Annotated in this window: 18 protein-coding genes and 3 pseudogenes; 11 read left to right on the top strand and 10 right to left on the bottom strand. The window is 66.2% G+C overall.

Features of this window, described 5'->3' with window-relative positions; all coding sequences use genetic code 11:
• Positions 1-451 precede the first annotated feature (451 nt).
• Together ABZ877_RS30680 and ABZ877_RS30675 are read left to right on the top strand one after the other, a co-directional pair.
• Entirely contained in the window at positions 452-844 is a 393-nt protein-coding gene (locus ABZ877_RS30680; protein ID WP_361077651.1) for a helix-turn-helix domain-containing protein, read from the top strand.
• A 71-nt stretch (positions 845-915) separates the two neighbouring features.
• Positions 916-1,314, top strand: coding sequence for a hypothetical protein (locus ABZ877_RS30675; protein ID WP_361077648.1), 399 nt, complete (start codon positions 916-918; stop codon positions 1,312-1,314).
• Between the two features lie 720 nt (positions 1,315-2,034).
• On the opposite strand, the gene ABZ877_RS30670 is transcribed toward ABZ877_RS30675, so the two are convergent.
• The 5 genes from ABZ877_RS30670 to ABZ877_RS30650 form a co-directional block, all read right to left on the bottom strand.
• Positions 2,035-2,430: a helicase associated domain-containing protein gene (locus ABZ877_RS30670; protein WP_361077645.1), complete on the bottom strand. Its 396-nt coding sequence runs from the start codon at positions 2,428-2,430 to the stop codon at positions 2,035-2,037.
• 437 nt (positions 2,431-2,867) lie between these two features.
• The gene (locus ABZ877_RS30665; protein WP_361077642.1) at positions 2,868-3,065 is read right to left on the bottom strand and encodes a hypothetical protein; all 198 of its coding nucleotides are present in this window, start codon (positions 3,063-3,065) and stop codon (positions 2,868-2,870) included.
• An 81-nt stretch (positions 3,066-3,146) separates the two neighbouring features.
• The gene (locus tag ABZ877_RS30660; RefSeq protein ID WP_361077640.1) at positions 3,147-3,980 is read right to left on the bottom strand and encodes a hypothetical protein; all 834 of its coding nucleotides are present in this window, start codon (positions 3,978-3,980) and stop codon (positions 3,147-3,149) included.
• 182 nt (positions 3,981-4,162) lie between these two features.
• On the bottom strand, positions 4,163-5,923 hold the full coding sequence (locus ABZ877_RS30655) for an alpha-amylase family glycosyl hydrolase (RefSeq protein WP_361077637.1): 1,761 nt from the start codon (positions 5,921-5,923) through the stop codon (positions 4,163-4,165).
• A 75-nt stretch (positions 5,924-5,998) separates the two neighbouring features.
• Positions 5,999-7,522 (bottom strand): hypothetical protein, encoded by a 1,524-nt coding sequence (locus tag ABZ877_RS30650; RefSeq protein ID WP_361077634.1) that lies wholly within the window; start codon positions 7,520-7,522, stop codon positions 5,999-6,001.
• A gap of 197 nt (positions 7,523-7,719) precedes the next feature.
• On the opposite strand from ABZ877_RS30650, the pseudogene ABZ877_RS30645 reads away from it, so the two are divergent.
• From ABZ877_RS30645 to ABZ877_RS30625, 5 genes and pseudogenes are all read left to right on the top strand, one after another.
• A pseudogene (locus ABZ877_RS30645) lies at positions 7,720-7,950 on the top strand (NAD-dependent malic enzyme); the annotation flags it as partial.
• 441 nt (positions 7,951-8,391) lie between these two features.
• Positions 8,392-10,533, top strand: a complete 2,142-nt coding sequence (locus tag ABZ877_RS30640; RefSeq protein WP_361077631.1) for a hypothetical protein — start codon at positions 8,392-8,394, stop codon at positions 10,531-10,533.
• Positions 10,534-10,799: 266 nt separating this feature from the next.
• Positions 10,800-12,575: a S8 family serine peptidase gene (locus ABZ877_RS30635; protein WP_361077628.1), complete on the top strand. Its 1,776-nt coding sequence runs from the start codon at positions 10,800-10,802 to the stop codon at positions 12,573-12,575.
• A gap of 37 nt (positions 12,576-12,612) precedes the next feature.
• Complete coding sequence (locus tag ABZ877_RS30630) at positions 12,613-13,110, top strand: hypothetical protein (protein WP_361077625.1); 498 nt, start codon at positions 12,613-12,615, stop codon at positions 13,108-13,110.
• 11 nt (positions 13,111-13,121) lie between these two features.
• On the top strand, positions 13,122-13,373 hold the full coding sequence (locus ABZ877_RS30625; protein WP_361077622.1) for a hypothetical protein: 252 nt from the start codon (positions 13,122-13,124) through the stop codon (positions 13,371-13,373).
• Positions 13,374-13,378: 5 nt separating this feature from the next.
• Here the strand turns inward: ABZ877_RS30625 and ABZ877_RS30620 are convergent, their stop codons facing one another.
• Both ABZ877_RS30620 and ABZ877_RS30615 read right to left on the bottom strand, forming a co-directional pair.
• On the bottom strand, positions 13,379-13,948 hold the full coding sequence (locus tag ABZ877_RS30620; RefSeq protein WP_361077620.1) for a hypothetical protein: 570 nt from the start codon (positions 13,946-13,948) through the stop codon (positions 13,379-13,381).
• The gene (locus ABZ877_RS30615) at positions 13,945-14,559 is read right to left on the bottom strand and encodes a hypothetical protein (protein WP_361077617.1); all 615 of its coding nucleotides are present in this window, start codon (positions 14,557-14,559) and stop codon (positions 13,945-13,947) included. Before ABZ877_RS30615 ends, ABZ877_RS30620 begins: the two co-directional genes overlap by 4 nt.
• Before the next feature lie 189 nt (positions 14,560-14,748).
• On the opposite strand from ABZ877_RS30615, the gene ABZ877_RS30610 reads away from it, so the two are divergent.
• Positions 14,749-14,925 carry a hypothetical protein gene (locus ABZ877_RS30610; RefSeq protein WP_361077614.1) on the top strand — a complete coding sequence of 59 codons (177 nt, stop codon included), beginning with the start codon at positions 14,749-14,751 and terminating at the stop codon, positions 14,923-14,925.
• Between the two features lie 272 nt (positions 14,926-15,197).
• Here the strand turns inward: ABZ877_RS30610 and ABZ877_RS30605 are convergent.
• Positions 15,198-15,602 (bottom strand): annotated as a pseudogene (locus tag ABZ877_RS30605) (ATP-binding protein); the annotation flags it as partial.
• 22 nt (positions 15,603-15,624) lie between these two features.
• Between ABZ877_RS30605 and ABZ877_RS30600 the strand changes: the two are divergent.
• Positions 15,625-15,915 (top strand): annotated as a pseudogene (locus ABZ877_RS30600) (transposase); the annotation flags it as partial.
• Positions 15,916-16,249: 334 nt separating this feature from the next.
• Here ABZ877_RS30600 and ABZ877_RS30595 read toward each other — a convergent pair.
• Complete coding sequence (locus tag ABZ877_RS30595) at positions 16,250-16,639, bottom strand: hypothetical protein (protein ID WP_361077611.1); 390 nt, start codon at positions 16,637-16,639, stop codon at positions 16,250-16,252.
• Between the two features lie 157 nt (positions 16,640-16,796).
• Between ABZ877_RS30595 and ABZ877_RS30590 the strand changes: the two genes are divergently transcribed.
• On the top strand, positions 16,797-17,723 hold the full coding sequence (locus ABZ877_RS30590; RefSeq protein ID WP_361077609.1) for a helix-turn-helix domain-containing protein: 927 nt from the start codon (positions 16,797-16,799) through the stop codon (positions 17,721-17,723).
• A gap of 274 nt (positions 17,724-17,997) precedes the next feature.
• Entirely contained in the window at positions 17,998-18,276 is a 279-nt protein-coding gene (locus ABZ877_RS30585) for a DUF6417 family protein (protein WP_361077606.1), read from the top strand.
• Positions 18,277-18,359: 83 nt separating this feature from the next.
• Here the strand turns inward: ABZ877_RS30585 and ABZ877_RS30580 are convergent, their stop codons facing one another.
• The gene (locus ABZ877_RS30580; protein ID WP_361077604.1) at positions 18,360-18,746 is read right to left on the bottom strand and encodes a hypothetical protein; all 387 of its coding nucleotides are present in this window, start codon (positions 18,744-18,746) and stop codon (positions 18,360-18,362) included.
• Between the last annotated feature and the right edge of the window lie 281 nt (positions 18,747-19,027).

The raw sequence follows: 19,027 nt of genomic DNA, 5'->3' as shown, positions 1-19,027 counted from the left end.
CCGGAGGCGTACCGTCGGGACCGCTGCCCCGGTCACGCTGGCCCGTTTCAGCTTCGGCGCCCCCACCGAGATCCACGGGCCCGGCCTGCAGGAGCGCTACGCCTCCTGCGTCGCCCACCGCGGCAGCGTCGTCCTGCAGCAGCGCGATACAACCGTGCGCCTGACCCTAGCTGTGCGCACTGCAGCCGGATCCGGCCATCCACTCCTGGTTCCCGCCGCACAGCACCTTCTTCACCGCCTACATCGACCAGCACGCCATCGCCTGCGAACTGGAGAGGGAACTGGGCCACTCCATGCAGCAGCGGCTGCACATCACGAGCCCCGAACTCGACCCCGATACCCCCGGGTTGCATTTGCTCACCTCTCTCATCCAGCTCATCGGCACCGAGATGCAAAATCCCGACGGGCTGCCCCCCGCCCCCAGGTCGCCTACCGCCCGGGCGAGACCCTGGTGGCCACCCTGCTGCACGCCCTGCCGCACCAGTACTCCGACGCCCTGGCCACCACCACCCGCCCCGGCTCGGCCCCGGTCCTGACGGTGACCGACGCCATCACACCGACCCTCGCCGGCATCCCCCTGCGCACCCTGCAACGCGCCTTCCGCGCCCACCACGGCCAGTCCCTCATGTTCTACCTGCGTAACCTGCGCCTGGAGCGTGTCCACGCCGACCTGCGCGCCGAGCAGCCGCCGGGCACTACCGTGGCCCAGATTGCCGGCCGGTGGGACTTCTTCCACCCCAGCCGCTTCACCGCAGAGGCGAATTCGGCAGACTCCGGACCGCTGAATCCTGACGGGCTGGCTGCAGGAAGGTCAGTGTCCACGCACAGAGGGCCTTCCGGGTGAGCGGGCATCCCGAGTCATCTCCCTGTCCGGTGTGACCAGGAGGTGTCAGTGGTGACTGCGATGCTGCCGCCATGACTCCGTGGAATCTGCTTGACCTCGACAGGGCGCTGCGCGCCAGCTGGGCTGCCGATACCTGCTCGCCGGACGATCAGCCGGACTGGATGCTGGACAACCCTGCCTGGGGGCACTGCGACATCACGGCCCTGGTCATCAACGATGTCCTCGGCGGTGACCTCATGGTCGGCGAGGTGCATCTCGATGGTGTCCAGCACGGTTTCCACTGGTGGAATCGGCTGCCCAGTGGTGTCGAACTCGACGTGACACGCGAACAGTTCATGTCGGGGCAGGTGGTCACCGCGGCTCGAGTGGTCAAGCGTCCGCCTGGTCCGTTGCGCCGCTGGGATCAGTATCTGCTGCTGCGCGAGCGGGTCATCGAGTATCTGGGGCATCTGCCGGAGCCGGCCGTGTGAGCTCACTGGGTCAACTCGCGGGACTCAGCGGGCCTGCGTCAGCCGCAGGGACAAACCCCCGGGTAGGACGACATGCGCATGATGCAGGAGCCGGCCGACGGCGACCGTAGCCAATGCTTAGGCACGATCAACTCTAAGCCTGACGGGTCCAGCTTGAAGGTGACGATGCGCTGGACGGTGACCCAGCGTTCCGAGTCTTCGCACTTGGACTACGGCCTCCCTGGCCTTGGTGGGCAGGCTTCCGCTTCGCAGTTTCAATGCAGCTCGAGTTCCCACTTCTCACACGGCGGCTCGACCTGGTATTCGGGATCACAGTAACGGCGGATTCACTGTGCTGCCCGGTACTGGGCGTCCCCTCGTTGACTACTTTACCGCTGTCATCGACCTTAAGGACGTTGGTGTAGATGGCGAAGACCTGCTCGAACGCCGAGGCCGAGGCCACGAGGTGCGCTTTGTAGTCGACCCCGTCCATGTCGAGGAGGTCCAGGTCGATCGTGCCTGGCCAGGTAGAAGGCGAAGAGCCGGATGGAAGACCGGACGTCGATCGGGAGATGCGTCATCAAGCACATCCTGTACTGCCCAGGAGCCTCAGGGCCGGGGACCATTGCCTACGCCGGCGGGGATGGCCCCGTAGGCCTCTCCCGCGTTTGTCCGGTGGCGCCGTACCGGGCCTGGCTCGTAGCGGTGCTCGGCGTTGTAACCCACGCTGCGTGATGCCTTCTACGTGATGAGCGCGGCCCCCCACCAGCGCATGCCGAGTTGGTCGAGTGCTGCGCGTCGTTGGTCGGCGAGTTTGTTGGCGCGGCGGCGTACGTTCGCCGTCCACATCCTTAGATCGACAGATCGACGAGGACGGTGCCCTCCGGTGTGGTCTCGCGTCCGGTGGCGGCAGGTCCGGGCCTCCAGCGGCAGCTCTTCAACGTGCTTGCGGGGGACGTTGAGATGGCCTTCACGGGCGGCGTGTGCTGCCTGCCGGTCCGTCAGGTTCTCCAGGCACCGCAGGACGCTCACCAGGGCAAGCTGTCCTGGTGAGATACCCGGACGACCGCGGTCCCCGAACGCCTCACGGAACTCCTCGTCCGAGAACACCACTCCGAGGCGATCGCGGATCCGCATCGCGAGACACCCCTTGGGGAACGCCGCTCGGGCGATCTCACGCGTCCCGGAGGGAACACCGTCACCAGAGCCGATCCCATCGACACGATCATCACCTCGCCCCCCTGGGGCGGCTCCCCTCGCACGCCCCTGACCAGCAAGACCAGCTATGCCGCCGCATCCCGGAGAGCCGATGTCAACAGAATCACCCGAATTGGGCAACAGGGTCATCGAGACCTTCTACAACCGCCGCCGCCTGCGCAAGCACAAGATCTTCGGCTACCTTACCCCAGCCGAGACCAGGCAACGGCACCAACACGACCTCGCGGCATAACGATCGAGGGTCCGAGATCACGGGGATACTTCAGCACGGCGCACGGGGTGCCGTTTGCGATCAGCCCATAGATCGCTCCGTGCACGCCCAGTATTGGGGTTGCTGTGGTCCTCGCTGTCCTCTCTCAATCCTCGCTGCCGAGGATTGGTCGCGAGCGGTGGATCCACCAGATGGCGATCAGAGCGACCACTACGGACAGGCCGATCCCCCAACGAGTGACGTGCAATACGGCGATGGTGAAGAGGACGGTGGCCGTGAACCCAAACAGGGACGCAGGGGTAAACAGATTGCGCCAGATGCGCATCATGTTCTGATAGAGCACCCATGCATCCGAGCTGGGTGGCCGTTCGACCAGCCATCGTCGGCGCGCCGGTCGGTGGTCGTTTCTGCTCTCGCCCTCGCCTCAGAACCGCGTCGGCATCAGTAACGAGTCGTAATTGTACATTGTGACGATGTAGAGCCCGGCGGCTAGCAGGTACAGCCCCGCGCTTAGCTGGAACAGCAGCAGACGGTGGTCCAAGGTGCCGACTTTCTTGCTGTCGACAAGTACCCCGAGCACCACGGTGAGCGCGATGGTGAGCAGGCCGCCGAACGATTTGGCGGTGCTCATTTTGAGAGTGATTTTTTCACGCACGGCGGCAGCTGCCGCCGCGTCGTCGTAACTGATGGCCCAGGCGATCCACGCCTTTTTCCGGGCACCTTCACCAGTGATCGCCACGCAGACAATGCCGGACGGGTCCAGTGGCGTTGATGTTCGACCGAGAGGGATGTGTCGTCCAGCGTGAAGGAGCTCGTCCGCGAGCCGGCCGAGGGTGGGTTGATGTCCGACCACCAGGACGGCATTCCCGGCCGGGCCGCGTGCCGCCTGCAGCAGACTTTTGGCGAACCGCTGTATGTCTGTTCGTGTCAGATCCGGCGGTCCTTTTAGCGCAGGCGACGTCTTGATCGGAATTCGCCTCTGATCAGACTCCTCGATTGCCACCTGGGCTGACCGGTCATGTGTGACTGGCAGACCGTTGAGAAGCTTGCACAGTGTGGCTTGTGCCACCGGTGTTTCGGCACAACGAATGGCCTCCAGCGCTATCGCCTGCCGGCCGGGCGGGGCCTCGCGCTCCAGTTCCTCACGCAGCCTCTTGCTGACAGCGTCGATCGGAAATTCTTCTTGTCCGTCGCGATGGCTGGTCGTCAACCGCTCGTCGCGGTGCGCACCATGGCGGCATAGCAGCACGTACCTCACATCGATCCCCTCCTTCGGCCCAGTCGGCGTACGCTGTTCGGTTCGACGGTGAGCGGTCCGAGGACCGCCCCCGTCGACGTCAGCGCTTTTGGCGAGCCTTCGTTGGTGCTCGCAGCGCAGCCCATACATGCCACTTGCAGTTGTGGCGACGAACGGTTCGCGCTTCGCGCCTCGCGGTGGTGTCACTCGTCCTGGGACATGATGATCGCGCTGTAGGGGCCGAGTCCGACGGCTCCGGAGCAGGGCATGCCGTCCCGGCTCGGTCCGTCTGCGGAGAGGTCGAAAGCGGGGTGGTTGCTGAAGGTGGGGTCGTAGCCGGACCAGTCGCTGTTGAAGCGGATGCGCCAGGTGCCGTGGCGGGGGAGGCCGAGGAGATAGTCGCAGTAGGCGCGGTTGCCGAAGTTGGCGAGGATGACGGTGCTGTCGCGGGGGCCGGCGTGGGCGTAGCGGTGGAAGGCGATGACCTTGTCCGTGTTGTTGACGTGGTGGACGACGGTGTCCTGCCCGCGCAGCCCGGCTGTGCGGTCGGTGCGGTTGCGGCGGAGCGCGATTAGGTCACGGTGCAGTCGGACGATGCCGGTGTAGCGGTCCTCGCGGGTCCAGTCGAGGGGATTTCGGTCGTCGAAGGTGCCGTCGGCGAGGAATTCCTGGCCCTGGAAGAGCATGGGGATACCAGGTGAGGTGAGCACGAGGACGGAGCCGAGCGTCGCACGCTTCTTGGCGTACCAGCTGTCGGCGTTGTGGGGCCAGATGGCCTCGGGCAGGCGGACGTTGCCGGAAAGGTCGCCCGACGCGTCGTGGGACTCCAAGTACTGGATCCGGTGGAAGGCGTCGTTGTCATAACGGTGTTCGATGGCGTCGCAGACGGAGCGCATGTCGCGTGACCTGTCATCGGGCACGGTGAGCGCCGCGCGCACGGGGCGAACGAAGCCGTCGTCCCACTGGGCGTCGAAGCCGGCGCCGCCCGGGGTGGCGTCGGTGATCCGCGCGTCATTGGCCATGTCCTCGGCGATGCTGAGCTTCCAGGGCTGGCGACGGTCGATCTCGTCATTGATCCAGCGCATCAGGCCCCAGCCGTCCGCGAGTTCGACGCCGCGGCCGGTCGAGCGGATGTAGGAGGTGGCGTCCCAGCGCAGGCCGTCGAGTCGATACTCCTCCAGCCAGTGCAGCGCGTTGTCGCGCAGGTACTGACGGACCTCGGGCCGGCCGTAGTCGGGGCGGGTGTCACCCCAAGGCGTCCATGCACGGCCGTCGTTGTAGAAGTAGATGCCGCCGCCGTCGTTTTCGTACCAGCCGTCGAAGCGCCACAGGTCGAGGTCGGTCGGCCCCAGGTGGTTGTAGACGACGTCGAACAGCACCGCGATACCGAGGTCGTGCGCCGCGTTCACCAGCGTCTTCAGTGCCCGGGGACCACCGAAATCCGTCTCGACTGCGAACGGCGCGGACGGGTTGTAGCCCCAAGAGGAGCCGGGAAACTCCGCCGCGGGCATCAGTTCGATCGCGTTGATCCCCAGCTTCGCCAGGTAGGGGAGTCGTTCGATCGCGTCGGTGAAGGTGCCGGGCCCGCCGCCCGGGAGGTCGTTGAAGGTGCCGATGTGCAACTCGTAGACGACCAGTTCGTCCCAGTCGGGGCTGCGGTACGGGGCGGTGCCCCAGGCGTGGTCGGACGAGACGACCAGAGAGTTGCCATGTGACCCGGTCATGGCCTGCGCGTAGGGATCTGTGCGCCACAGACGGGCGCCGTCCACCGTCGTGATCACGTACTTGTACTCATCACCCCGCTTCACCCCGGGCACGTTCGCGTACCAGTAGCCGCCGCCCTCGTGGTCCATCGCGGCTCCGGCAAGCTGCCAGCCGTTGAACGATCCGGTGACGACGACGGAAGCGGCGTGGGGTGCCCAGAGACGGAAGGCGGCGCCGTCCTCGTAGGGGAGTGATCCCATTCCGCGTCGCTGGGGCGGAACGGGCGCGTGTGCGTTGCCCATCACGGTCTCCGTTCAGACAAGGCGTGCGCTGCCTCAGAACCCGGTAAAGATTCGCCGCAGAAGGTCTGCGGCCTCGTCGGCCCAACCAATGGTGCGCAGCGTCGAACCAAGGTTCCCCGGCGGCCGGTTGATCAATGTGTCATTGCGGACGAGCCGGTCGAAGTCGACGAGCACCGGGTCCTGGCGCGTGGTGACTCCGTCGGGCCGGAAGAACTCCACGTCCGCCAGCCGCATCACCTTGATCAGCTCTTGGGCGACGATGCCGTACCCGACGGTGGTCGGGTGGACGCCGTCGAGCGAGAACAGCCCGCCGTCCGAGCGGCGCTGCCCTTCGCCCTTGAGGAAGCGGGAATTCGGCGGCGGCGTCAGCGCCTGGAGCGCCGGCGGCAGCGCGTACGGTTGCCACCAGTCCGGACGCGCCGCCGGATCCTCCGCGTAGCGGCGGGTGGCGAGCCGGTCAAGCAGGCCGCAGGTCTCCATCAGGTACCAGTCCGCGCCCTGCTGCCGGGCCTCACGGACCGCCGCGGCGATCGCGTCGTTGTACTGATCGATCGTCTCGTCGACCTGCTGAGCCTGCGCGGCGGTGATGCTCGGGTCGCGGCCGGGATCGAAATCGCGGTCGCTGATCCACGGCCGGGTGTAGTACGGGTAGTACGCCGAGCCCGGCGCGGTCTTGCCTTTCACGCCGCGGGCGATCGGGGCGATGGTGACATGCGGGACCGTGCACCAAATGACATGGCGTGCCTTGATGTCGGCGACCGCGGAGGCCACTGCCCTCAACTCGGAGGTGAAGTGCTCCGGCCGCCAGACGGTGAAGCGCCCCTTGCGGTCCAGATCGTCGAAGCCAGGGTCCTCGCTCCAGACCACCTTGAGTTCGGTCATCGCCCGCAGGGCGTTGTTCGCACCCAGGAAGATGACCAGCGTCTCGATGCCATGCTCGGCGCCGGTGCCATCGATGTCCTTGCCGAGCTCGGCGGCCGCACCCAGTTGACCGAAGGACGCCGCCGCCGGGGGCTGGGTCGGCAGGACGCGCAGGGCCGCGCGCTCGGCGGCGTTCGGAACGATCTGGATAATCGGGTCGTCCTTCGGCGTCTCGATGCGCTTGCGGCACGCGTCGGCGGACTTGGAGAGCGCGTCGCGCAGGTCCCAGCCGAACACGGCCAGGTTGTGCATGACAGCTGTGGTCGAGGGCACGACGCTGCCGGGCCCTTGTGTCCAGTACTGCTTGACCTGATCCATGTGACTCAACGCCCGGAAGAGCGCGAACGGGGCCTCCCACAGGTCCACGGCCGCCCCGTAGTGAGTCTCCAGTTCCCGGAGGAACAGTTCGATGTTGAAGGGCAGTCCGCCGAACCCGTCGTAACGGGGGTACCGGAACTGTTCGGCGCATCCCAGCTCGTACGCCACGATCGCCGGGTAGGAGAGAGCGGTGTTGAAGATTGCCGCGCTCTGGAAACCCTGCGTCAAGGAATCCCCGATCGCGACCAGCCGGTGCTTCGGCTTCCCTTGCCGCGCGACGGTGACATCGACCCCCAGCGTGGGATCGGTGACAGGCACCCGCGGTGCCTTACGGCTCACGGAACCAGCCATGATTCCCCCCGGCCCGGCGAGGCGCACCAGCTGTGCCCGCGCGGGGCCGCCTCCCTGCCTAGCAGAGCACGTTCCGGCACGGCAGATCTCGGACGAAAATTACGCAGAACACCGTGTCACGCCAGACCAATGCCATACGCCGGCAACGATCTCTTCGAAACACCGAGCATTCTCGCCGAGCCGACATTCAGGGAGTCGTGCACGCCGACCGCGCATGACCTCGGGGATGCCGACAAGGACTTGCCGCTGCGCTGGATCGCGGACAGCACCGACCCGGGGGCGTCACCGGCACCCTCACGAATGCGGTGGCCGGCGCCGACGTCGTCCTCGGCGTTCTCGTCTCGAACACCCTCGACGTCCGGGCAATGGCCGCCGGAGCCGTCGTGTTCGTGCTGTGGGATGCGAGTGGTAGCGCTGAAAGGAGAGGACGAGAGGCGAATCTGTCGCCGTGCCGGGTGAGAGGAATCAGCCGCGCGTCGATGTGCGGTGCGTGTTCGTGTTCTACGAGGAAAGCAGCCGGTGCGGAGCTTGAAGTATGGGAGGTGCGACTCGGTGCCGCGTTGCAGGCCCCATGCCGGGGCGGCGGAGCTGATGCTGCAGGGAAGGTCTCTATCGCGGTCGGAGACTGCGCGGCGCCACCGGTGACCTCGTGAGTCAACAGGAGCAGTAGTCCAGAACACCGGAGCCAGAACGTATCACCCCGGCGAAGACCGTGCCCTTCGCCGTGCGCTGAACGACGCATTGACAGACAGCAGGGGGTCCAACAGTTTGGGAAGCAGCCTCTATGTGATGTACAGGCTGAATGACCTCCAGCCACTCCGGCGAGGGACAACGTCATGACCGTTGCAGACAGCTCCGAAACCCATGACGGTAGTTCCGCGAGCGTGCCATCTTCGGCGGCAGACGCGGGACCCAACCGCAGTGGTGTCTACGCTCGCTGGCAGACACGGCCGCTGCCGCCGCGGCCCCCATTCTGGCCGCCCAAGCCTTGGGTGCCCTTCCCTTCATTCTTCGAAGAGCTTCGAGTCGATGTAGACGGTCTGTACCCCACCATGACGGTCAGCGGCACCATCTCACGGCTCATCGGTGGCAGCCTCACCTGGCTCGCGCGCGTGAGCTGGGATGTGAACCGCGCGGGCTATGCGGGGAGCATCACCTACCGAGACGGAACCGTCGGCCTGGAGCCGCACAGCGACGTTCTGGTGCAACTGGCCGAGGGCGGAATGAGGACGGCGACGGTCACCTTCACCGGCTCCGGACTGCCTGACTCAACGCACACCTTCGCTTTCCGGCAGGCGGAGTTCCGCAATGTGGGCGTCGAGTACGACTGGGCGAGCGACGCCACCGCAGTCACCCAGTACGACTTGGGTTCACACCCGAACCGTCCGGCCGACCTGCCCAACACCACACTGTCCATCGAGGGTGCCTTCAGCCGCTTTGGCATCGCCATGACCCAGACCACTGGGGGCAACGCCATCCCGATCGACAAGGCGGGAAGCGACGCACTCTGGTCCGACATTGAAATGCACGACGCCATGCAAGCGCACTGGTCGAAGTGGGCCGATCAGGCTCAGTGGCAGATATGGGTACTGTTCGCCGCGCGCCATGAGTCGGGCAGAAGCCTGGGCGGGATTATGTTCGACGACATCGGCACCGCGCAACGGCAGGGTTGCGCCATCTTCAGCGACTCGTTCATCTCCGACCCGCCTCCCTCCGGCGACCCAGCACCGGACGCAGCCGTGCAGCGCATGCGTTTTTGGACGGCGGTGCACGAGACGGGGCACGCCCTCAACCTCGCCCATTCCTGGCAGAAGAGCCTCGGCACCGCGTGGCTTCCGCTTGCTGACGAGCCGGAGGCGCGCAGCTTCATGAACTACCCGTACTTCGTCGGCGGCGGCCCCGCCGCGTTCTTCGCCGACTTCCAGTACCGGTTCAGCGACGATGAGTTGCTGTTCATGCGACACGCACCGGAACGCTTCGTCGAGCCCGGCAACGCGCCCTGGTTCGACCACCACGCGTTCCAGCAGGTGCGCAAGGCGTCGGCCAGCACCCTGGAACTCACGTTGCGCGTCCATCGCGAAGTGCCGAGGTTCGAGGCGCTGGAGCCGGTGGCGGCGGAACTCAAGCTGAAGAACGCGTCCTCCATTCCCACCGTTGTCGACCGCAACATCCTGCGCAGCGATGGGCTGACCGTGGTCATCGCCAGGGATCGGCATGAGCCACGGCAGTGGCTACCGTACATACGGTACTGCGCGCTGGCCGAACCACATGTGCTGCAACCTGGCGAGTCCTTGTACGCGCCTTTGTTTCTGTCAGCCGGACGCGGCGGCTTCGAGCTCTGCGAACCGGGACGCTACCGCGTCTACGCGGCGCTGCGCACTCCGTCCGGCGACGTCCTGTCCGCCCCCATGCCCATAGAAGTGCGCCCGCCGGTCAGCAGGGAAGCCGAGCTGATGGCTCCCGACGTGTACACCGAAGAGGTGGGCCGGGTGCTGGCCTTGGGCGGGAGCCGGGGAGGCGCACCCTCCATGGATCACGCCAACGACGTGCTGCACGAGGTCGTCGAAAGGCTGCCCGACAGCGCGCTCGCCATCCACGCAGCCGCTTCCCTGGGGCAGATGGCCACGCTGCCGGGCCGGGTCCTGACCGAGAACGCTCACGGCGAGCGCAGCTTCCACCTGACCGACTCCCGGCCCGATGCCGCAGTCCCACTGCTCGGCAAAGCTTACGCGGACCCGCGAAGGGCCGCCGTCACTCTGGGACACATCGGAGTGACCCGGAACGTCGAGCAGGTCGCTCCCGTCCTCGGCCGCCTCGGCGAACGCACCATGGCAGCCGACCTGGCGTCCAACCTTGCAGACACCCTCCGAGAGCGAGGTGTCCTGCCCTCGGTCGTCGCCGCGGTCGACGCGACCGCTGTCGAGCTGGGTGCCGAGGCCGCACCTGGAACTGGGGACCGCCCCACGAGTCTGCCGTAGGGAGGCAGACATGTCCGACGCACCGCAGACTTCGGCATACCGTCGAAACCGGAAGCGCCGAACTAGCAGCCGACTCTCACCCTGCAAGATCAGTGGCGAAAGGGCAGCGACCCAAACCGCGTGTGAGCGGGACCAAGACGCCACCATCAGAACTCGGATGCAGCAAGCTGGGCTTCGCGGCCCCAGAGACGCGGCACAGGCCCGGCAGGCGGTCACCGCAACCGGTCCACTTCGACGCAGGTGACAGAGGTACGGCGGGACTTGATGTGGATGGCAGCCAGCTGGAACGCGCGTTCTATGGGCCTGGCCCCGCGCCGGAGCCGTGGGTGACCGAATGCCCGGTGACATTCGACGCCTGGTCGGCCTATGCCCTCCATGGCGCCAGCGGCCGACGCGTCGATGTGATTCTGGCAGTCCACCAGGACCATGGGTCGCAAGCCGTGGTGGCACACCTCGTGGCACACGCCACCGCGGATGCGCGCATCGTCGCTGCGGGAGCGGTCGTGGTCGCTGAACTGACCTTCAGCGACCTGCTGCACGCCGTGCTGCCACTGACGAATCTGCGCGGCTTGGTGCGCAGGGCCAAGCGTCTGTCCCTGCAACAGATTCAGATGGCCGCCGCCGGCGGACCGGATTCTGTGATTGCCTCGACGATGACACCGGACGATCCGGACTCCGTCTCCATCGACGCTGACGTCCGCACCAACGAACGCGGCAGGCAGCTCAGTTGGTTCGTTTCGCTGCTCGTCGCCGTTGCCTCGGGATGGGCAACCGATCCTGCCACCGAGATCCACGCCATTCTCCACGCTGCCGACGAGCAGCCGGAGGAGCCGCCACAGATACAGCTGTCCTCGACACATACCCTCGACAGGCGCCGGAAGTACCCGGTGACGAGCGTGACAGGGAATCGAGAGGTAAGCACCGCCACGGCCCGCTCCCGCACCACCGTAAAGGCCGACGCGGCCGAGCAGCTCTTCTCCGTCGACTGCAGCGGCCTTGTATGGGCAGTTGTCGACAGCGGCGTGGACGCGACGCACCCCGCCTTCGTATTGCGTGACGCCGCTGGCGCGCCCGTTCCCGGACAGACCAGGGTTGTCCGTTCCTTCGACTTCGTCTCGGCCCGACAGCTCGTTGCCAGAGACGCGACGACAGTGGGCTTGATCGACTGGCGGCGAACGCTTCCGACGCTGGAGTACCTGCCGCCACCAGGCTTTGCACCCGCGTCTGCCGACACGGCAGTGGTCAAGCAACTCGCGGGGCAGTGCCCGTACAGGATCCCGGCCAGCCCGCACGGTACCCATGTCGCCGGCGTGCTGGGAGGGGACTGGCCGGAGCGGGCGGTACGCGGGCTTTGCCCTGGCATCCGGCTGATCGACTTCCGAGTCATCGACCAGGCCAACTCGGGGGATGAGTTCTCTCTCGTCATTGCTCTCCAGGCGATCCGCTATGTCAACGAGCAAGCGGGCCGGATCGTCATAGCAGGGGTCAACATCAGCTTGGAGGCGCCCCAGGCAGTCGCCGCGCACGCATGCGGCTGGACACCGGTGTGCGTAGAAAGCGACCGGTTGGTTCGTTCAGGGGTGGTGGTCGTCTGCTCGGCAGGCAATGCCGGCTTCACCGGCCGTGCGCGAACCGTCGGCGCCGGCTACAACGCGATGAGCATCACTGACCCGGGCAACACGGAGTCCGTCATCACGGTCGGGGCAACGCACCGGACTGACGTGCACCGGCATGGTGTCAGCTACGTCTCCAGCCGGGGCCCGACCGCGGACGGACGACTCAAGCCCGACCTGATCGCGCCAGGTGTGGACATTGATGGGCCCGTGCCCGGCGGTGAGAAGCGAGCCATGGTCGGAACCAGCCAGGCGGCCGCCCACGTCAGCGGTGCCGCGGCAATGCTGCTTGCCCGGTACCCAGAACTGATCGGCCGTCCGGAACGGGTCAAGGAAATCCTGTGTCAGTCGGCCACCGACCTGGGGCGGGAACGATCGTTTCAAGGGCACGGGCTACTCGACGTACTGCGAGCGATGCAGGCGACGTGACCGCCCGGACCGGTGCGGACGCCGAGGGGTGAGGACAGTGGGGGACCGGAAGGACGCACGTGAGAACGTCAACCTGATCGTGACCGGGGTTTTGGCCCTCGGCCTGCTCGCGCTGTTCTGGGTGCTCAGCATCACGGCGATCGGAGCCTCAGCCGATCCGCCCCGACAGGCCGATCCGGCTCCACGCGAATCGACGGCTGTGGGCCGGTCGACCGTCGGTTCGTCGACTGGGTCCCGCCCTGAGCAGGCCCGAGGAGCGTTCAGCACGTTCGACCGCCGAGTGATCGTCGTCGGGCTGGTGTCACCGCTGCTCACGACCATCGTCGGCTTCTACTTCGGCACACGCGTCAGCGCGTCCGAGCGGCGAGCTGCTGAGGCCGATGCGCAGTCGTCGAGGCAGATGGCCACCTCGACCGCTGTAACAGCGCGGGAAGTGGTGAACCGAATGTCCAAAGGCGAACAGGCGCAATCCGTGCTCGGCGACATCGCACAGAAGAACCCGGAGGCATACGCCAGGATCACCAGCGTCGGCTGAGGAGATACAGCATGCCGCTTATCGCGCACTGGTCGGGCGAGAACCTGCACGAGGACGTCGCCATGGTGGTCGGAGACGCTGGAGGGGTCGGCTTGTACTGCCGCGTGTGCCAGAAGAGGTGGCGACTGGACGCTCTCCTCGAGCGCTACGCCGAGGACGGTCAAGAAGCAGGCGGCGTGCGCGGAGCCTCCCGGCTTCAGGATGTCGAGTCCGCCTGGGCTGAAGTGGAAGGGGGGTTCAGGGCGGTGAGCGACCTCTATTGACATCGCTACTGCAGGCAAGCGCCGCGGCGTGAGCATCCACATCGTCCTCGACCTGATTCAGCAGATGGAGCGTCCCGGGCGCCGAGGCCCATCTCATGCTCCGCGCCGTCGGACCAGCAGCCGGCGGCCCGGCCGGTGGGAGCACAGCGGGCCGTTTGAACGGTCGGTGCCGGCCTACGGCGGCCACGGGAAGGCACGTGTGAGTGAGATGTCCGTACCGCTTCACACGGCGCGGGTAGGTGTGCCGCCCGCATGGCGCCCACTTCGTTCACCGCAGGTGCCTCCTTGGGATTGCGCTGCGGACGCAGTTGGCGTGCACCCTGATGGGCGATGAATACGCGCAGCCTCAGCTCGGTGTCGACGGGGATCGGGCCTCCGCCGGACGTGCCGCGGTCCTTGACCGCCGCCGCCACCGCGTTGCGCACGGCGACACCGACCGCAGGGCCGAACTCGGTCTGGCGCACGTTGATGTGATGGTCGAGCAGGCTGGCGACGGCGGCCTCGCTGTGGAAGAGCTGAGGCACGGTCACGGGCTGTTTCAGGCCGGTGATTCCGGCAAGACCGATCTCCGTCAAGACCGATCTCCGTCGCGTTCTTCCGCAGGTCGGAGAGCATATGGGGGATGGGCGAGTCCGAGCTCGGCCTGCGCCTGCCACAAGGCCGGCATGAAGCGCGCAAGCACCGCGACCCGGGCGGTCACGGTGGCCGCCGGGTCGCCGATGTAGTAGAGCTTGCCCGACTTCCTCCAGCCGAGGCCGAACGAGATCGGATCGCGGTCCTCATCGGGCCCGAGTTCGACACGGACCGGCCCTGACGGCTGCAATCGCCACAGCAGTCGGTTCTCGAGCACGTCCGCGATCGGCGTACCCGTGTCGCCGGCCGGCGACGCACCGGGGGCCGTCGATGTCGTCGTGTCTATGCCGCTCGCCCGCGCGAGCACGTCGTACGTGGACGTGGCATCATCGATCCGCTTGATGCGCGACAGCAGGCTCGGACCGCTCTCCGGCGTGTGCATCGACCACTGCTGGTAGCCGATGGAGATCACCCCGGAGTCCCACGACGTCACCGCGTCGATCTCGCCCTCGGTCACGCTGATGGCAACGAGGACGCGGCTCCAACGGCGGGTCGAGCAGGAGTTCCACTCCTTCGCCAACGTGTCATCCTCATGACTCACGTCCGACGCCACTACCCGTGACGGTCTGTCACCGGCGCGTGGGGCACTCCCCGGCTTCACGGAAATCTTCCGGGGCCGAGAAGGTGCTCAGTGGAGTACGGACAAACGTGTTCAGGGAGATGACGGGCTGTTCGCTCGACCCGAGCGGAGTCGTGGCACGATGACCTTGTGGAGAGCTCTGGCCTTTCAGCGCGTCGTCGCATGCTGATCGAGGCGGTCGTCGTGGTTGCGGCGCCTGCTTCGAATCAGGTGGCCTTGCTGGACAAATACGACGTACCGCCGGACGAGATCGTCTTGGGCTTTGATGATGCCTTCCGCCTTGCTGGGCAACTGACCGATGAGGGCCGGCTCAGTCGTGAGGTGTTGCCCTCGTTGTAGATGATCGATGAAGTTTTCAGTGAGATGTCCCAGGTCACCGACGTGGATAGGTGGACAAGGAGGCCTTGGCGACCGATACCGGGTGGGGACGCGCCCGGCAGTTGGCGCGAGAAGTCCTCACCGCGGAAGGCGAGGGGATGTCTCCGCTGCCAGGCATCCGCGTCGTTCGATGAGTCCCCAGCCTGGCCCGCGGTCTAGGCTGCGGTCTCGCGTCCGATGGCAGCGAGCCGGTTCTTGAACTGTAACTGGGGCCGTTGATGGAGACGACGTCAGGTCAGGATGATGGAGCCCTTCTCGTAGCGCTTGGAGATGACCTGGAACACCAGGTGGCCTCAGCGCGTTCGAGGGGGGGCTGGTAGCCGACTTCGTCGACGACGAGAATGTCGGGGCCGAAGGTCGGTGCGGGATTTGCTGTTGAGTCGTCCGGCCGCCTTGGCAATTTTGAGCTGGCGGACCATGTCGTCAAGGGTCGTGAAGTAGACAGAGAAGCCGGCCCGGCAGGCGGAGACCGAGAGCGCGACGGCGATGTGGGTCTTGCCAACCCCGGGCGGGCCCAGCAGGGCCGCGTTGGCCTTGGCCTCGACGATGGCGAGGTTGGCGAGATCTTTGATCTGGCGGGGATCGAGTTCGGGTTGGAAGGCGAAGTCGTACACGTCGAGCGTTTTGTGGTGCGGCAGCCCGGCAGTGGCGGGAGCTGTTGGCCGGCCGCGCAGACGGCCCGACATGCTCTTCGCCGACCGCGGCTACGACCACGACAAGTACCGCCGACTGCTTCAGCAGCGTGGCATCCGGCCCGCGATCGCCGAACGCGGTCAGCCACACGGCACCGGCCTGGGCACTTTCCGCTGGGTCGTCGAGCGCACCATCTCCTGGCTGCACGGCTTCCGCCGCCTGCGCATCCGCTGGGAACGACGCGACGACATTCACGAGGCCTTCCTCGGAGTCGCCGTCTGCCTGATCACCCACCGCCATGCCCAGAGGCTTTGTTAGGGCCAGTAAGCGGACTTACGGGTCCCCTTCGCGGTCTTCTTTGCAAGTAGAACTTCGCAAACGGTTCGGCCGAACCGTCTCGGGGATCTCCGTTCGAGACGCGGCGACGCGTCCAGGTGGTTCGGCCGAACCACCTGGACGCTTATTCGGTTGGGGCGGCACGGATCCTCGGCCGGGCCGGTAGCGCTGCCGGGCGCGGCGGCCGGCTTGGAGACAGCAGCAGAGGCCCCGGCCTCCTGCCAGCGCGAGCCCGCTGAATCCGGGATCGACACCCAGAGTGTGAAGAACTCCGTCAACGTGGCCCCTGACCAGGCATGCAGGAGCTGCTCACTGCTCAGCCTTCACCTGGATAGTACAGGCGCAGGACAACCGAGTTGATTGGCGTGAGATCCCTCCAAACCCCGTCCTGCGGCCACAGCCTGTCGCCGCAGTCGCCTGTCCCGTTGTATCCGGTGCACAGCTCTGCCAGAGCGTTCCAGCCGTACTGGTTGTTGTAGATCCAGTGCTTGTTGTACTGGCCGCTCAAGTTGTGCGCGCCGTAGCTGTACCAGATGTGGGTGGGCGTCGATGACAAGGGTGCACCCTCGGCGTACAGGCAGACGGCTCCGTCGGGACAGTTGTACCGGGTTTTCTCGGCCTGTGCCTGAGCGGGACCGACCGCTGTCACAACCGCAGCTGCGGCTGTCAATGCCATCACCAGGGCTCGGCGAATACTTCCCCTCATGGATCCCTCCATTGTCAGCCATCCATAGATCGCGCATTGATGACTGTAGGCATATTCCGTGGCCCGCGAGCACCAGTCCGCGCACGGTGACTCCCCAGTTCGTGCACGGTGCACAACGCGGCAGTAGAGTGCCCGTGCACGACGGGGGTGCATTGGAATGACAGACCGTCACGATCTTCACTTAACAGGAACTGAGGCGTTCGAGGCGGTTGCCTCATCCTTGTTCGCGCCTTTGCGGGTTACCGGTCCCGGCCCGCAGGAGTTCGATGCCGTGGTCAACCACACAGCCATCGGACCTGTGGTCGTCGCCCGTATCCAGGCCACTGCCGCAACGGTGACACGGGGCAGCCGCAGCATCACCTCCAGCGACGTGGAGTGGATGCACTTCACTCTGCACCATCATGGCCCGCTTACGGCGACCCAGGACGACCGGACCACGACGGTGAAACCCGGTGAACTGTTCGCCTGTGACAACACCCGGCCCTACCGGCTCATCGGTGCCGACCCCAGCGACATGACCGTGTTGTGCGTTCCCTGGGCAAGCCTCGGCAGGCATGCGCACTCCATCAGCCGGCGCACCGTGCTCCCCATATCCCCCCAGGGCGGAATCGGCTCACTCCTCGGCCACGCACTGTCCGCAGTCAACGAGGATCTCCCGCGCCAGGGTGTAGCGCGTACCCATCTGGCCGACGCGCTCACCGCCCTGCTCCTCGCTGCTTTCTCCGAGACCACCCCTGAGCGGGCTTCCGTCACCAGCGAACTTGTCGACCGTATCCGCGCCTACGCACTGGCCCACCTTGGCGACTCTCAGCTCAGTGCGGAGACGGTCGCGCGCCAACACCGCATCTCAGTCCGGCACTTGCACGCACTGTTCAGAGGCGGCGATCTGACCTTCACCGCCTGGGTCCGGCACGAACGCCTGCTACGGATCCGCAGGGATCTCCTCGCCTCCGCCTCCTCAGACGTCTCCACGGCCACCATCGCAGCACGATGGGGCGTACACGACACCAAACACCTCGGCAGGGCCCTGAAACGCGAGTTCGGTGAAACCGTCAGCGACCTACGCCGCGGCCGGAGGGCCTAGTACTCCAGCAGGAGTTCGCTGTCTGACCTGGTCTTTCGGGCGCGGACCTGACCGGCGATCGAGGCCCTGGGCCCTGGAACCCTACGAACCGCCTGAACACCGCGACCGAGCACCAGGTGCGCGAGGTAACGTCCTGGCCCGCGCCGAGCAGCACGACCGGAGCATGCTTCTCGGCGTTCAGGAATCTCTCGAAGTTCGCTTCAAGCAGTAGAGCCCCGGCAACGACGCCTGACAACCCACGTGCCCTACCCGGGGATCAGCGCCCTTGGCACCCGTGCCTGACGGCCTGCAACCCGTTCAGCTGGATCATGCGCATCCTGGGCGCTTCTGGGACGTTGGAACGGCCATGCACGCACACGAGCCCACTGCGCTCACCTCGCACATCCCGGCCCAGGACGCCACCGTTCACCGCCTGGCGCTGCTCACCCTCGACGAGGCGCAGCACCTGTTGCGCCTGCTCGAACTGATCGCTGCTGAGGGCGAGGACGAACTGTCCCAGGAAGCCGAGTGGTTCGCCCGCGAGATCACCGGGCGCATTCCATCAAAGAGCTAGCCCGTGCAGTCTGCCCCCGAGCGCATGTCACCCCGCCGGCACATGCGCATAGCCTGGCGTGCCTGGCAGGCCAGGGTGCCGCGTCAGGCAGCTGCCGTCACGTCATCCGTTGTGCCACCGGCGACCGGAATCACGGGCTGCACGGTCGGCAGTTTTTTCAGCAGGCTGCGCATCTTGGTGACCTCGGCTCCGTCGAACTGGGACCAATGGGTGTGGCAGATGATCGTGGTGGCCAGGTCGCGCGCCCGAAGCCGCAGCCGGTCGTAGGAGGCGGCCTCGTCTTCGGTCCAGTCGCCCGTTGCAGGCCGCTTGAAGCGCCGCCACCCGTCGGTCGATGAGATGGCCTCGGCCGGCTCGAGGGACCAGGCGAGTCGTTTCTGCAGGGCGTGCAGCTCGGCTTGCACACCGAGGAGCTCGCGCTGTGCGTCGATCAGATCGGCGGGGAAGTTGGGTTCGGAAACGTCGGCCATGAAATGGAATGTTAGTGCGATCCTGTGGCGGGACATGGTTATGGAGGCTGTTGTGCAGCTTGCTGTGACTTTTCGAGGTAGATGGCACCTGGTCGAGCAAGTCGGAAGCGACGATGCATTGGGCTATTAGCGTGCTCAGCGTCCCTGGCCGCGCTCTAATCAAGGGGGCCCCACCAGACGTCGGGCACGAAGCGGCCGCGGCAGCAGCAGCCAGGGTGTTGACACCGTACGTACTCCCGCCAAATACGCATATTGCCGCTTGGCGCGGACAACTGGTGGCC

Origin of the sequence: Streptomyces sp. NPDC046939, from assembly GCF_040644575.1 — a bacterium.
In the GTDB taxonomy this organism is placed as follows: Bacteria; Actinomycetota; Actinomycetes; order Streptomycetales; family Streptomycetaceae; genus Streptomyces.
Note: the sequence above shows the minus strand (reverse complement) of the source record. Positions and strands in the feature narration are given on the sequence as shown.

Bases quoted from the DNA above. Each gene is read 5' to 3' on its own strand.
- ABZ877_RS30675 (WP_361077648.1), top strand. From the start codon at position 916: ATGACTCCGTGGAATCTGCTTGACCTCGACAGGGCGCTGCGCGCCAGC.
- ABZ877_RS30670 (WP_361077645.1), bottom strand. From the start codon at position 2,430: ATGCGGATCCGCGATCGCCTCGGAGTGGTGTTCTCGGACGAGGAGTTC.
- ABZ877_RS30655 (WP_361077637.1), bottom strand. From the start codon at position 5,923: ATGGGATCACTCCCCTACGAGGACGGCGCCGCCTTCCGTCTCTGGGCA.
- ABZ877_RS30640 (WP_361077631.1), top strand. From the start codon at position 8,392: ATGACCGTTGCAGACAGCTCCGAAACCCATGACGGTAGTTCCGCGAGC.
- ABZ877_RS30625 (WP_361077622.1), top strand. From the start codon at position 13,122: ATGCCGCTTATCGCGCACTGGTCGGGCGAGAACCTGCACGAGGACGTC.
- ABZ877_RS30610 (WP_361077614.1), top strand. From the start codon at position 14,749: ATGCTGATCGAGGCGGTCGTCGTGGTTGCGGCGCCTGCTTCGAATCAG.
- ABZ877_RS30595 (WP_361077611.1), bottom strand. From the start codon at position 16,639: ATGAGGGGAAGTATTCGCCGAGCCCTGGTGATGGCATTGACAGCCGCA.
- ABZ877_RS30590 (WP_361077609.1), top strand. From the start codon at position 16,797: ATGACAGACCGTCACGATCTTCACTTAACAGGAACTGAGGCGTTCGAG.
- ABZ877_RS30580 (WP_361077604.1), bottom strand. From the start codon at position 18,746: ATGGCCGACGTTTCCGAACCCAACTTCCCCGCCGATCTGATCGACGCA.